Raw genomic sequence first — 12,629 nt, forward strand, 5'->3', positions numbered from 1 at the left:
GTTACTCTTGATTTCTCTGCCTTCTTCTCGGTATGCTTTCCCATGGGTGGCGTCTCCTTTCTTTTTTGTTTTCTCAGCTAAAAAGATATAAAAGGATTCGCCGCCTGCAAATACTTTTACACACTTTTTGATATTATCCCGGAAGGCATAGAGGAAGGTTTTATAAACATTAGTCTTTTTGAGCATATTTATAAAGTTGCTAAATAGAAGTTGTTAGCCATTTTTCGTTTTCTAGGAGGAAACACATTATGAAAGTTGGTATAGGGTATTATAGTTTGCAATCTCCGCCTCATAACCCAATCCCTCATCAAAAACTCTACGCAGAGATGCTCGAAGAGATAAGTTTTCCGAAAGTTTAGGATTCGAGTCTGCATGGATGTTGAAGCTAAGGAAACCTCCACCGGTATAATTGCTAATATTCGGGTTAAAGAAGAAAAAAAATAGAAAACCCGGTGTTTTTTGTATCGGAATACTGCGCAAAGAAGGAGTACAGAAAATAAATATAAATGTGAAGCTCGAGAAAAAGGCTTCCGTTCAATCCTTTGCACACTGTTTATTTCCTAGAGCAGAAAGGGTAACTCATATAATGTATGCAACAGTCGAAGTTGGAGAAAAAGCTCAGATGAAATATTCAGAGAATCATTATCAGGGGAATCAGGGAGGGATAGAGGTTATACCTAAAGCATCGGTAAAGGTTGGCAAGGGCGGAAGATATTTCACTGATTTTAACCTGACTAACGGAAGAGTCGGCAAGTTAAATATAGATTACTTAATCGAATTAGATGAAGGAGCAGTGACAGAATTGATAACCAGGTTGTTTGGCCATGCTAACGATGAGATAAAGATAAAGGAGAGGATTGTGCTCGCTCGCACAAACTCAAGAGGACTCATAAAGACAAGGGTCGCTCTTGAAGATGAATCATCATCAGAGGTAGTAAACATTGCAGAGGGCAAAGCCGAGGGTGCAAGAGGTCATATGGATTGTATGGAGATAGTAAAAGACAAGGCTACCGCAAAGGCAATACCAATTGTGGATGTTTCTCATCCCCTTGCCAAGATCACTCATGAGGCTGTTATCGGGAGTATAGACAAGAAGCAGCTTGAAACTCTGATGGCTCACGGGCTCGGTCCGGAACAAGCTGTTGATTTGATCGTAAAGGGAATTCTGAGATGATTATTGCCACTTTTATTGCTTGAAAGGAGGAAAAACAAGAAATGAAACACATTATAATTATGCTTGCTTTCGCTATGTATTTGACAGGTTCTAACCAAACCCTGGCTCAAGAGGTGTACACCGTAAAGCAGACCAGAGGGCAGGTTGAGGTGGAGAAGACAAAGCCTAACGAGTTCACCGCATTATTGCTCTCGGAAGGGAGAACAGGCGGAGTTATAGTCACTCCGGAAGAGGGCCCCAGTTTTGGCCACATAAGCTCTATTTACGCTAAGGAGAAAAAGGAGCTTCCCAGCCTGGGATATCCAAGTCCTGGCAAAATACCATCTGGAATCGAGCTTCGCGTGGTCTTTGAGAGCAACATATACGATCTTCCCTCCGACGCATGGATTACATTCAACATTTATCAGTGGGGGGCAGCAGGAATGTGTCCTTATCACAAGGGTTCGCTAATCTGCAGTTGCAACAAAACATACTCGGGTGACAGGTGCATATAAGGGTAACTTCTTTCCGCGGGTGGGATCGTTTGCGGCTAGACAATGGTAATATAGAAATGGCTCCAGAAGATTAGAATCGTGACCAGGGCACAGGCTGAGGTGTCCGTATCAACTCAAACAAGCCCGTACATGCGAAATATTCCTGAGAAAAGAAAAAGGGTGGTAATAATGGGGGCTGCCGGGAGGGATTTCCACAACTTTAATGTTGTCTTCAGGGATAAAAAGGAATACGAGGTAATAGCATTCACGGCGGCGCAGATACCCAACATAGAAAAGCGAATATATCCGTCCGAGCTATCGGGAAGGCTTTATCCCAAGGGCATTCCCATATATCCGGAATCGGAGTTGAAAGATATCTTAGTAAAAAAGAGCGTTAATGAGGTAGTCCTTGCATATAGCGACCTATCCAATGAAGAGGTAATGGAAAAAGCCAGTATTGTGCTTTCCTCTGGAGCAGACTTTAAACTCATGGGCCCTCACTGTACGATGTTGAAATCGAAAAGACCGGTCATCGCGGTTTGTGCCGTAAGAACAGGGGTAGGGAAGGGGGTGACTACTAGAAAAACAGTTAAGATTCTTATGGCAAAGGGATTTAATGTCTTAGTGGTGAGGCATCCCATGCCTTATGGCGATTTGAGAAAGCAGATAAGCCAGAGGTTTTCCTCTTATGAGGACCTAGAGAAAAACAATTGCACACTGGAGGAAATAGAGGAGTACGAGCCCCACATCAGGGAAGGGACAGTGGTCTATGCCGGCATTGATTATGCAAAAATATTGAAGGAAGCCGAGAAAGAAGCAGAAATAATCGTCTGGGACGGGGGGAACAATGACTTGCCATTTTTTAAGCCCGACCTCCACATCGTTATCGCCGATGCAAGGAGGGCGGGACACGAGGTCAGTTATTTTCCCGGCCAGGCTAATCTCATGATGGCAGACATCGTCATCATAAACAAGGTCAAGACGGCAAAGAAGAAAGATGTTCTAAAGATCAAAGAAAACGTCCGGAGGCTTAACCCAAAGGCCGTGGTAATAATGGCAGATATGCCTAAGCATGTGGATAAGCCGAAATTGATCATGAACAAACGAGTGGTTGTAATAGAAGACGGACCGACATTAACTCATGGAGGCTTAAGCTTTGGGGCAGGTACATTAGAGGCAAGGAGGTTAAAAGCAAGGATAATAGACCCCCGTCCCTATGCGGTGAAAAGTATTAAGGAAGTATATGAGAAATATCCAAACATATGGAAGGTGCTCCCAGCAGTAGGGTACGGAAAAGAACAGATAAGAGACCTGGAGGAAACCATAAACAGGGCACCCTGTGATTCAGTCCTAATAGGAACGCCAATAGACCTGGGTAGGTATATCAAAATTAATAAGCCCTATGCCAGGGTTACTTATGAAATAAAGGAGCTAGGCAAACCAGACTTGGAAGAGATAATAAATGAATTTGTCTCACGCTTATCTAAGCACAAGAAAGTGGGGGTACGAGCTTAATCGGTTATTCGTTATTTTGCCTTACCTGTCCCCGGTTAAACCGGGGGATCAATCGGGGATCCTTCCCGCATGTCATCCCCGAATGTTACCTGCTAAAAAAGTGCGGGGACAGGCTTTATCGGAGATCTAGAATTATAAAACTGGATTCCCGCTTCCGCGGGAATGACAGGTCGGGGGATTCCCACTCCCCGCTTACGCCAGGTGAAGTTTGGTGGGAATGACAGCTTTTCTATCTAGAACTCACATTATGTAAAATCGGCGATTATGAGTTTACGATAAAAAACATTGCACTTCTTTAGGAAATTGATGTAAGCCTCAACTAATGCGGGCTGATATGTAACTTACAATATCAGCTAATGTTCCTAGTTGACCATAATCTGATTCCGGTATATCAATCCCCAGCTCTGCGTTCAGTCCGATGAGAAAATTAAGAAAATCAAAGGAGTCGATATCCAATACCTCTCGTAAATTCTGGTTTGGTTCGAGCTCAGAAAAATCGGCTTCCGGAGCTATTTCTTTAAGTAGCTTGAATATGGTTTCCTTAATCTCTGAATCGGTCATAGTTTCTCTGCCTCCTGCAGATAACGATTAAGGGTTTCCAAGAACCGACTGCCTCTGTGGCCGTCGGTGGCACGGTGGTCCGCTGCCAATGTGGCACTGACAATTGGCCGAATTCCGATCATGCCGTTCTCCGCCCAGGGTTTTTCGGTAATCTTGCCGAACCCTACAAGCGCTACCTGCGGTGGATAAATGACACCGAATACGGTTTCTGCCCCGGTATCGCCGAGGTTAGTCAATGTAATGGTGGCATCAGTAAGCTCGGAGCTGCGCAGATGTCCGGATCGCGTCCTTATAATTAGGTCGCACATTTTCTCCATTATCTCGTCCAGGCTCTTTAGGTCCGTATTATGGATAGCCGGTATAACCAGGCCGCCTTGTCGGAGCGAAATGGCGAAGCCGATGTGTATAGCTTCCTGTAAATCTAATCGGTCATTAACCCAGTATCCGTTGAGCTCTGGAACATCTCTCAATGCGAGAGCCGTTGCCTTAATAAGCAGTACTACGGGTAATAGCCTTTCTTTAATAGGACGCTTTTGGTTTTCTACTTCTAATCGTCGTAGTGCACTGCTCATATCGATGTGTGTCTCCAGGTAGTAGTGAGGGATTTCCCGGTTAGAGCGTGACATAGCCGAGGCGATAGCTCGACGCATCCGGGTACTTAAATCGACCGGAGGTTTCTTGGTTGTAACCGGCGGAGAAACTTCCTCTTCCAGAGGCACCGGTTTAGCCATTTTTTTTTCTTCTGCTGCCTTCTCCACATCTGAGCGCTCTATAGCTCCTCCCGGGCCCGTACCCTTTATAACACTCAGGTCAATTCCAAGCTCTGCGGCTAGCTTCCGAGCCAGGGGCGATACCCTTATATGCTTTTCTACGGGCTTAGCTATCGGCTCTTCCGGTTTAGGCTCCTCGACTGCTTTGACCTCAACTCTGGGAACTTCCTCTTTTTCTGTCCGAATCACTGCTAGCACATTTCCTACAGGAACTTCATCCCCGGGCTGAGCGATGATTTTATCGATGACTCCGTCCTCAAAGACCTCGATATCAATGGCTCCCTTGTCCGTTTCCACTACGGCGATGATATCCCCGCGCTTTACCCTGTCGCCGGGCTTAACATTCCATTCAATCAATGTCCCCTTTTCCATGTCTGCGCCCAAACTGGGCATACGAAACTCACCCATGCGGTTGCACCATCCTTCTAACAGTCGTAATAATGGTTTCAACCTGTGGTAATGCCGCCTGCTCCATGTGCCTTGCGTAGGGCATGGGCACTTCCGCACTACAGATTCGTTCAACCGGGGTATCCAGATCGTAGAAAGCCCCCTCCATGATTCTTGCGCTGACCTCAGCGGAAATGCTCCCACTGCGCCACCCTTCGTCTACGATTAGAGCACGATGTGTTTTTGTAACTGAGTCGAGAAAAGTTCGGTCGTCTAAAGGACGGAGGGTTCTAAGGTCAATTACTTCGGCCTCGATACCCTCTTCAGACAACGCTTGGGCTGCATCCAGTGCTTTAAACAGGCTGGCACTATAGCTAATAATAGTCAAGTCGCTACCGTGACGGCGTATTCGGGCCTGGTCAATGTCCACCGGACCGGCGTTGGGGGAGATCTCTCCGCTCATGTTATATAAACCGGCGTGCTCAAATATTAAGACTGGGTCCGGGTCCTCTAACGCAGTCCAAAGCATACCCCGTGCATCTTCTATAGTTGCTGGGGTCAGCACCTTAATCCCAGGGATGTGTGCATCCCATCCTTCCAAGCTATGTGAATGTTGTGCCGCGAGCTGTCTTCCTCCGCCAGTGGCCATTCTTATGACCAGAGGAACGTTGAACTGACCCCCTGACATATGCAGATATTTAGCAGCGTTGTTGACGATTTGGTCCATAGCCAGAAGGCTGAAGTTGACAGTCATAATTTCCACGATCGGTCTCATGCCGCCAAGCGCAGCGCCGATACCAGTGCCAACAAAGGTTGATTCCGATAGCGGTGTGTCCCTTATGCGCTCAGGCCCAAATTCCTCCAGTAATCCCATGCTGACTGCATAGGCCCCACCGTATCGTCCTACATCCTCTCCCATAAGAAATACGCGTTCGTCCTTTTGCATAGCTTCACGTATCGCCTGCCTGACCGCCTCACGGTAGGTAAGTTTGATTCCCTGCTTATCGTTTTTCATTGTGCTCCCGTTCGGAGTAGACGAACCGCGTCAGGTCTTCTAACGGTTCCCACGAGCCCGCCTCGGCGAAGGCAACGGCTTCTTCGATTTCGGTTGCCACTTTCCGCTCGATTTCCTCTAAATCGGTCTTGTTGAACAATCCCCGGTCCTTGAGATTTTGGGTTAGAGTAACGATGGGATCGCGTTTTTTCCACTCTTCGACCTCCGACTTACTCCGATATAACTCGGCGTCGAACATAGAGTGAGCCCTAAAACGGTATGTACGGCACTCCAGGAAGAAAGGCCGATTCCTGGCACGCACTGCCGCCGCTGCGTGTCTGGCTGCCCCCTCTACCGCCAACACGTCCATGCCGTCTACGGTTTGTGCTGGTACTGCATAAGGCAGCGGCTTTACTGGCTAGGTCGGTGACGGAGTGTGAGAATCTGATTGCCGTCCCCATGGCATAGAGGTTGTTCTCGCAGACAAACAGGACCGGGAGTTGCCACAAAGCGGCCAGGTTCATCGACTCATGAAATTCCCCTTCGGCAACTGCTCCGTCGCCGAAGAAGCAACAGGTTACCTGTTGCCTTCCCTGCATCTTATCTGCTAGCGCTAGCCCTACGGCAAGGGGAAGTCCGCCTCCGACGATAGCGTTCCCGCCGTATAATCTAGTTTTGACATCGAAAAGATGCATTGAACCCCCTCGTCCTCGGCTGCAACCCTCCAGTTTGCCATACATCTCTGCCAGGATGACACCCACTGGCATTCCCCTTAGGAGCGCATGGGCGTGCTCACGATACGTGGCTACCACATTATCTTCCGGTTTTAGCGCCTCTATAACACCGACGGCCACTGCTTCCTCTCCGATGTAAAGGTGAAGGAATCCCCGAATTTTCATGGCGCTGTAAAGTTCGGCTGATTTTTCCTCCAAGCGACGGATGCGGAGCATCTGGTGCAAGAGGTGCATCGTGTGCTCACGGTCTATCTGGACTTGGATATTTTTTTTATTTGGTCTTTTAGTCACTCGCCTGTCTCCAGAGTGGATAAATCTCCCTCCGGTAATCCCAGCTCTCTTGCCTTTAGCAATCGCCTCATGATCTTGCCGCTACGAGTCCGGGGAAGGTTCTCTATAAATTGGATCTCCTTGGGAGCCACGGCTGAGCCAAGCTTCTTACGTGCGAACCCCAGTAACTCTAAACGAAGCTGGTGGTTAGGCTCTACACCCGGTTTTAAGGAAACGAAGGCCTTCACCAGTTCGCCTATGGTTGGGTCGGGTTTGCCGATGACGCCGGCTTCGGCCACCGCTGGATGCTCCATTAGTGCGCTTTCTACCTCGAATGGGCCGACCATGTGGCCCGAGGTCTTGATGATATCGTCTGCACGGCCAACAAACCAGAAATAACCATCCTCATCCCTCTTGGCCAAGTCGCCAGTAATATACCAGCCACCAACGAAGCACTTCTGATAGCGCTTCTCGTCGTGCAGGTACTCTCTGAACATGGAGGGCCAACCGGGCTTGAGCGCCAAGTCACCTTCTACTCCGGGTTCTTTTACTACTTTAACCGTGTTTTCATCTAAACGGTGGACGATCTCCGCCTCGACCCCGGGAAGTGGAAGTCCCATAGAGCCAGGGCGAATATCTACGGATGGAAAATTAGCAATCATGATTCCACCTATCTCGGTCTGCCACCAGTTATCGTGAATCGGTAAACCCAGTACTCGTTGCCCCCAAACGACTGCTTCAGGATTAAGAGGCTCTCCGACGCTGTGGATTAGTCGGAGTTGGCTCAAGTCATATTGCTCTTTCGGGTTGATATTCGTGCGCATCAACATACGGATGGCGGTAGGAGCTGTGTACCAGATATTTACCTTTTGTTCCTCCAGTATGCCATACCAGCGCGGTGCATCAAAGTCTGCCTCGTCAACGATGTTGGTGATGCCGTGCGCCAGCGGTGCAATGATTCCGTAGGAGGTGCCGGTTACCCACCCCGGATCGGCGGTACACCAGAATACGTCTTGAGGATGGAAGTCCAACACGTATTTCCCGGTTATGTAATGGGTAAGAACAGCATTGTGCACATGAACCGCTCCCTTGGGCATCCCGGTTGTGCCGCTGGTAAAATGCAGAATGGCCATGTCATCCGGGTCAGTCGGTGAGATGGTAAAGTCACCAGATGCCTCTGACATTAGCTTAGGTAGTGACCATACACCTTCGCTTATATCTTCCTCTACGTCTGCAAGAAGTATGTGCTTGAGCTGAGGCAGTCGGTCTCTCAAGCTGGCAACTTTCCTTTTATATTGCCCCTCGGTGGTCATCAGAACCATGGCGTCTCCTCTACTCAAGCGCTGGTAGATTGGCTCGGGCCCAAAGGCGGAGAAAAGGGGGCAAAAGACGCTTATGTTTTTCAGCGTGCCAAGTGCAGTCAAATATAGTTTAGGAATGCGTCCGGCCAGAGCAAATACTTTATCACCTTTTTTCACTCCTAGTTTTCCAAGAACATTGGCAAAGCGATTGGTCTTTTCCTTTAGGTCAGCATAGGTGAAGTCAGCTGCTTGACCATCTTTTCCAAGCCAGCGCATAGCCAGATGGCCACGTTTAGGTCCGTCGGCATGTCGATCAACTGCTTCATGGGCTATATTCAAGCCTTTGCCATTTGGTAAACCATCAAGCTCTCGACGAACTTCCTCCCAGGAGAATCTGGTATACGTTTCCCGGTAATCTAAAAGATTTGGTTGGACAGCATACGTACTTGGGAATTTTTTTATTACATCAACCATGTTTTGGTCCGCAAATACCAAGATACAGCACCAAGAATAGAGGCCGATGATTTTTCAATAATGTCTATCGCTATAAGGTTTCATATTAATGATTTTTATAGAGCAAAGCTTATGCCATCTGGCCAATTTCAGAAAACTTATTAAAACTAGTAGGATAATCAACTGGCAAACTTTCTTTCTGGATAAGAGCTGTCAGAATTTAAGACATCTGACAAAGTGATAGCCGGTATTGATTAAAGGTATCTGTTGAAAGTTTTATTTCTTAAACTCTATCGAATATACAAATCATGAGCACTATCACGGATGATAGATTAAATAGGTATACTCAAAGCTTCTTTTGGGCCTTTTTTTTGCAGATGAATATTAAAGGAGATTTCTGAAGATGCTCGATTTTTTTCTCGATTTACACCCTATAGTTCAAGCCTTTCTGGCCACCTGTTTTACCTGGGGAATGACTGCTCTCGGGGCAGCCACCGTTTTCTTGGCTAAGGACCTAAGCAGGAAGATATTGGATGGAATGCTCGGTTTTTCCGGAGGGGTTATGATAGCGGCCAGCATCTGGTCCCTACTTATCCCTTCGATCAGGATGTCTGAAGCAAGTGACCTCCCAGCCTGGTTTCCGGCCGTGGCAGGCTTTCTTATCGGAGGAGCTTTTCTCTTGAGCGTTGACAGAATATTGCCTCACCTTCATCTAGGATTCCCTACGCAAGAGGCTGAGGGAATTAAGACAAACTGGCAGCGGGTTATATTGCTTATTCTAGCCATAACCCTGCATAACATACCGGAAGGTCTTGCCGTTGGAGTGGCATTTGGGGCAGTTCTGTCTGGTCTTTCCGATGGGACGCTATTCTCTGCTATCGCTCTGGCAGTCGGAATAGGAATTCAAAATTTTCCAGAAGGAGTGGCTGTAGCCATGCCCCTTCGCCGAGAGGGAATGCCAAGACTTAAGTGTTTTTGGTATGGGCAACTGTCTGCTGTCGTCGAGCCTGTAGCCGCCGTTATGGGAGCGGGGGCAGTTATCCTTATGCAACCCATACTGCCCTATGCCTTGAGCTTTGCTGCGGGAGCCATGATATTTGTGGTGATCGAAGAACTGGTCCCGGAATCTCAACGCGGCGGGAACGTGGATTTATCTACCATAGGGGTAATGCTGGGCTTTGTGGTGATGATGATACTGGATGTGTCGTTTGGATGATATCAATTAAAACAAATAAATGATATATCATCCGCAATTTCGGCTTTAACATATTCTACAACTTCTACCAATTGGCTTATCTGAATCTAGCAAATATTTTTGGTCTCTTTCTTGCTACGTTATAAACCTAGATTTGAGTTTTCAATTAATCTTCTCTTCGTGATTAAAAGTGTTCTTGAAGAACAAAGTGGATTTTGGGTATAAAGAAAGAGGCAAGTCAGGAATTAAAAAAAACCAAACCAGGATAGGGAGGTGTTACTATGGCACTTGCAGAAATTAGCGTTATACCTATTGGCACCCCTACGTCAAGCATAGGGGATTGGATTGCCGAGTCGGTAAGGGTACTTCAGAAGGAGAAGGTCAATTATGAAGTGAGTCCTATGGGGACTCTTATCGAAGGAAAAGCTTCGGATATCCTCAGGGTAGCGGGGAAAATGCACGAGTCGGCGTTAAAGAGGGGTGTAAAGCGCGTAGTTACAACTTTGGTAATCGATGACCGCCGGGATAAAGAAGTCACGATGAGGAGTAAGGTGGCATCGGTTAAAAAAAGGCTTAGGACTTCTCCCAAACCTAAATGAATTTTTTAAAAGGGATATGTTCCGGGAGCTTAATCCATTAATTTAAGTCTTCGAGGAAATAAGCCCGTATTTCCCGCTTTTTTTCCTATATATAACGTTTATCTCCTCCGTTTCTGCGTTTCTGAAAGGCAGAAAAAATCTTCCCTCATCCTGCAGCACCATGAGTGCCTCTTCTACGCTAAGCGGTTTCAATATCGGGAATTTTTCTTCCACCACGAGCTCGAGTGGGAGGGGGGAAACCTCTTCGGTATGGCTTTTGGCCTTTTCTCTGGCAATTTCTTTTCTCCTCTCAAGACGCCTCTCTTTCAACCGGTTAAGCTGTCTCTCTATATCGTCTAGTGTAAACTCCAATGACCTATAAATATCGTTACTCTCCTCCCATGCGTGCAAGGTTCCCCCACCCGGGGTTTTCAGGTACACATCTATATCCACACGATGACGCTGTCTGTGCTTCTCTACATTGAAGGTTACGACTACCTCTACTTCACCCTCACCTACTTCCCGGAGGTGTTGTTCGAATGACGAAAGCTTGTGCTCGACATAACTCCTCAAATCCTCAGACACGTCTATGCCTTTTCCTATAAGCTCTATGTTCATTCACTTCCCTCCTTATGAAATTTATCTCTTTTCTTGCTTTCATCCAGATATTTCTTAACTTCCTCGTCCGATACCTGTCTGAAGTCGAAGTAGTGCACGCCAACTGCTATGAAGGGAGAAGGTGTGTGCAGAATGACTAGCTTGTCGGCAAGCCCGGATAGTTCCTCAATCATATCGCGAGGCGCTACCGGCACGGCTACGATTAATTCCTTAACCCGAGAAGCCTTAAGAGCGCGTATGCTGGCTATCATGGTTGCCCCGGTGGCTACTCCATCGTCGACCAGAATTACTGTTTTTCCAGAAAGAGGAGGTGATTCCACTCCGCCCCGGTAAAGCATCTGACGGCGTTTAATCTCCTTTTTTTGGTAGGATATTTCTTGCTCTAAATACCCATCCGGACAGTAATCCATCAAATCTTGGTTAAGGAATACCTCTCCATTTTCAGCCAACGCTCCCAGTGCCAACTCCGGGTTATCCGGAAACCTCAATTTCCTGGTTATGAAAACATCCAGAGGAGCACCTAGGGTTTTAGCCACCTCAAAGGCAACCGGAACCCCGCCTCGCGGCAGGGCCAATACCATTAGATTCTCGGCTGCTTTATATTTCTTGAGCCTTTCGGCTAGTTTTATTCCGGCCTCTTTTCTATCATGAAAGAGCTTATTTTCTTCTTCACGCACCATTTGACTACCCATTTTAAATGTTTTAATAGCAAACAGTATGCCAATAGCTTTCTAAGGAGTAATGCCTCAAAACCCATTAATTAAATTTAGTTAACCCAACCGACTTGGGAATCGCTATTGTCAGTTGTCTTAAATTCTGACGGATAAAAACCTTGTACAATAATGTATTCTACTCAATCTTCAAATACTTGGGCAGGTTAGGGTCGGTGATTAGTTGGCATATTGTTTGCCCAAATAAAACATGAGGAAAGCTAAAATTTATTAGGACTTATGAGGTATAAGAAGCGGCTCTCTGAATCTGGATCATTACTCGTCTGCCCTCATAAGAACTAAGGGGAGGTAGCAATGTCGGTTTCCGAGAGATTAAAGGATTTTCTTGACCAGAACAAAATCAAATACAATCTGATCTCACACTCTAAGGCGTATACGGCTCAGGAATTAGCGCACAAGATGCATATCTCCGGACTGGAAATAGCCAAGGTAGTCATTGTCAAAACGGACGGCCAATTTGCCATGGCGGTTATGCCCGCACCGCATCATATCGATTTCGGCAGGTTTAAAGAAGCCACTGGAATTAAGAATGTTGAGCTGGCTACGGAGAGGGAATTTAAGAATCTATTCCCGGATTGTGAGGTTGGAGCGATGCCCCCTTTCGGCAATTTATACGGTCTACCTGTTTATGTGGCTAAGCCCTTAGAAGAAGACGAATACATTGTGTTTAACGCCGGCAGCCATACCGAAGCTATTCGCATGGAATATAGAGAGTTCGAACGATTGGTAAAACCGATCGTGATTGAATACACAAGAGCAGGAAAGTAGAATAGAGATAACGGCCGAAACAACCGGGTAGGGTGTTGGTTTTGCTGCCCTAGGAAGGTTTATTCCAGATTGTCAAGATGGCTAAGACATCTCCTAAATTCCTGATT

General features: G+C 46.8%; 13 protein-coding genes and 1 pseudogene. 6 read left to right on the plus strand and 8 right to left on the minus strand.

Annotated elements, in window-relative coordinates:
- Nucleotides 1-186: hypothetical protein (locus VNN20_00550; protein HWP90676.1), on the minus strand; the 186-nt coding region annotated here is incomplete at its 3' end.
- A gap of 223 nt (nt 187-409) precedes the next feature.
- Between VNN20_00550 and VNN20_00555 the strand changes: the two genes are divergently transcribed.
- The 3 genes from VNN20_00555 (at nt 410) to VNN20_00565 (ending at nt 3,162) form a co-directional block, all read left to right on the plus strand.
- Nucleotides 410-1,174, plus strand: coding sequence for a SufD family Fe-S cluster assembly protein (locus VNN20_00555; GenBank protein HWP90677.1), 765 nt, complete (start codon nt 410-412; stop codon nt 1,172-1,174).
- A 41-nt stretch (nt 1,175-1,215) separates the two neighbouring features.
- Nucleotides 1,216-1,668 carry a hypothetical protein gene (locus tag VNN20_00560; GenBank protein ID HWP90678.1) on the plus strand — a complete coding sequence of 151 codons (453 nt, stop codon included), beginning with the start codon at nt 1,216-1,218 and terminating at the stop codon, nt 1,666-1,668.
- 129 nt (nt 1,669-1,797) lie between these two features.
- Nucleotides 1,798-3,162: a cyclic 2,3-diphosphoglycerate synthase gene (locus VNN20_00565; GenBank protein HWP90679.1), complete on the plus strand. Its 1,365-nt coding sequence runs from the start codon at nt 1,798-1,800 to the stop codon at nt 3,160-3,162.
- A 315-nt stretch (nt 3,163-3,477) separates the two neighbouring features.
- Here the strand turns inward: VNN20_00565 and VNN20_00570 are convergent, their stop codons facing one another.
- The 5 genes and pseudogenes from VNN20_00570 to acsA all read right to left on the minus strand — a co-directional run bounded on the left by VNN20_00570 (nt 3,478) and on the right by acsA (nt 8,653).
- Complete coding sequence (locus VNN20_00570) at nt 3,478-3,723, minus strand: phosphopantetheine-binding protein (protein HWP90680.1); 246 nt, start codon at nt 3,721-3,723, stop codon at nt 3,478-3,480.
- Nucleotides 3,720-4,901, minus strand: a complete 1,182-nt coding sequence (locus tag VNN20_00575) for a dihydrolipoamide acetyltransferase family protein (protein ID HWP90681.1) — start codon at nt 4,899-4,901, stop codon at nt 3,720-3,722. The genes VNN20_00570 and VNN20_00575 overlap by 4 nt, the downstream gene beginning before the upstream one ends.
- Nucleotides 4,894-5,895, minus strand: coding sequence for an alpha-ketoacid dehydrogenase subunit beta (locus VNN20_00580; GenBank protein ID HWP90682.1), 1,002 nt, complete (start codon nt 5,893-5,895; stop codon nt 4,894-4,896). The genes VNN20_00575 and VNN20_00580 overlap by 8 nt, the downstream gene beginning before the upstream one ends.
- A pseudogene (gene pdhA / locus VNN20_00585) lies at nt 5,882-6,842 on the minus strand (pyruvate dehydrogenase (acetyl-transferring) E1 component subunit alpha). Before pdhA ends, VNN20_00580 begins: the two are co-directional and overlap by 14 nt.
- Before the next feature lie 53 nt (nt 6,843-6,895).
- On the minus strand, nt 6,896-8,653 hold the full coding sequence (gene acsA, locus VNN20_00590; GenBank protein ID HWP90683.1) for an acetate--CoA ligase: 1,758 nt from the start codon (nt 8,651-8,653) through the stop codon (nt 6,896-6,898).
- 382 nt (nt 8,654-9,035) lie between these two features.
- On the opposite strand from acsA, the gene VNN20_00595 reads away from it, so the two are divergent.
- Both VNN20_00595 and VNN20_00600 read left to right on the plus strand, forming a co-directional pair.
- Nucleotides 9,036-9,848 (plus strand): ZIP family metal transporter, encoded by an 813-nt coding sequence (locus VNN20_00595; GenBank protein HWP90684.1) that lies wholly within the window; start codon nt 9,036-9,038, stop codon nt 9,846-9,848.
- A 260-nt stretch (nt 9,849-10,108) separates the two neighbouring features.
- Nucleotides 10,109-10,426, plus strand: coding sequence for an MTH1187 family thiamine-binding protein (locus tag VNN20_00600; protein HWP90685.1), 318 nt, complete (start codon nt 10,109-10,111; stop codon nt 10,424-10,426).
- A gap of 42 nt (nt 10,427-10,468) precedes the next feature.
- On the opposite strand, the gene raiA is transcribed toward VNN20_00600, so the two are convergent.
- A complete protein-coding gene (gene raiA / locus VNN20_00605) occupies nt 10,469-11,023 on the minus strand; it encodes a ribosome-associated translation inhibitor RaiA (protein ID HWP90686.1) in 555 nt (184 codons plus the stop codon).
- Nucleotides 11,020-11,703, minus strand: a complete 684-nt coding sequence (locus VNN20_00610; protein ID HWP90687.1) for a phosphoribosyltransferase — start codon at nt 11,701-11,703, stop codon at nt 11,020-11,022. Before VNN20_00610 ends, raiA begins: the two co-directional genes overlap by 4 nt.
- 345 nt (nt 11,704-12,048) lie before the next feature.
- Between VNN20_00610 and VNN20_00615 the strand changes: the two genes are divergently transcribed.
- On the plus strand, nt 12,049-12,522 hold the full coding sequence (locus VNN20_00615) for a YbaK/EbsC family protein (protein ID HWP90688.1): 474 nt from the start codon (nt 12,049-12,051) through the stop codon (nt 12,520-12,522).
- The last annotated feature ends 107 nt before the right edge of the window (nt 12,523-12,629 follow it).

It is taken from the genome of Thermodesulfobacteriota bacterium, assembly GCA_035559815.1.
Lineage (GTDB): Bacteria > Desulfobacterota_D > UBA1144 > Nemesobacterales > CSP1-2 > DATMAT01.

Excerpts from the sequence above, each read along its gene's own strand:
- VNN20_00615 (HWP90688.1), top strand. The coding sequence starts at position 12,049 with ATGTCGGTTTCCGAGAGATTAAAGGATTTTCTTGACCAGAACAAAATC.
- raiA (HWP90686.1), bottom strand. The coding sequence starts at position 11,023 with ATGAACATAGAGCTTATAGGAAAAGGCATAGACGTGTCTGAGGATTTG.
- VNN20_00610 (HWP90687.1), bottom strand. The coding sequence starts at position 11,703 with ATGGTGCGTGAAGAAGAAAATAAGCTCTTTCATGATAGAAAAGAGGCC.
- VNN20_00560 (HWP90678.1), top strand. The coding sequence starts at position 1,216 with ATGAAACACATTATAATTATGCTTGCTTTCGCTATGTATTTGACAGGT.
- VNN20_00565 (HWP90679.1), top strand. The coding sequence starts at position 1,798 with ATGCGAAATATTCCTGAGAAAAGAAAAAGGGTGGTAATAATGGGGGCT.
- VNN20_00595 (HWP90684.1), top strand. The coding sequence starts at position 9,036 with ATGCTCGATTTTTTTCTCGATTTACACCCTATAGTTCAAGCCTTTCTG.
- VNN20_00570 (HWP90680.1), bottom strand. The coding sequence starts at position 3,723 with ATGACCGATTCAGAGATTAAGGAAACCATATTCAAGCTACTTAAAGAA.
- VNN20_00580 (HWP90682.1), bottom strand. The coding sequence starts at position 5,895 with ATGAAAAACGATAAGCAGGGAATCAAACTTACCTACCGTGAGGCGGTC.
- VNN20_00600 (HWP90685.1), top strand. The coding sequence starts at position 10,109 with ATGGCACTTGCAGAAATTAGCGTTATACCTATTGGCACCCCTACGTCA.
- acsA (HWP90683.1), bottom strand. The coding sequence starts at position 8,653 with ATGGTTGATGTAATAAAAAAATTCCCAAGTACGTATGCTGTCCAACCA.
- VNN20_00575 (HWP90681.1), bottom strand. The coding sequence starts at position 4,901 with ATGGGTGAGTTTCGTATGCCCAGTTTGGGCGCAGACATGGAAAAGGGG.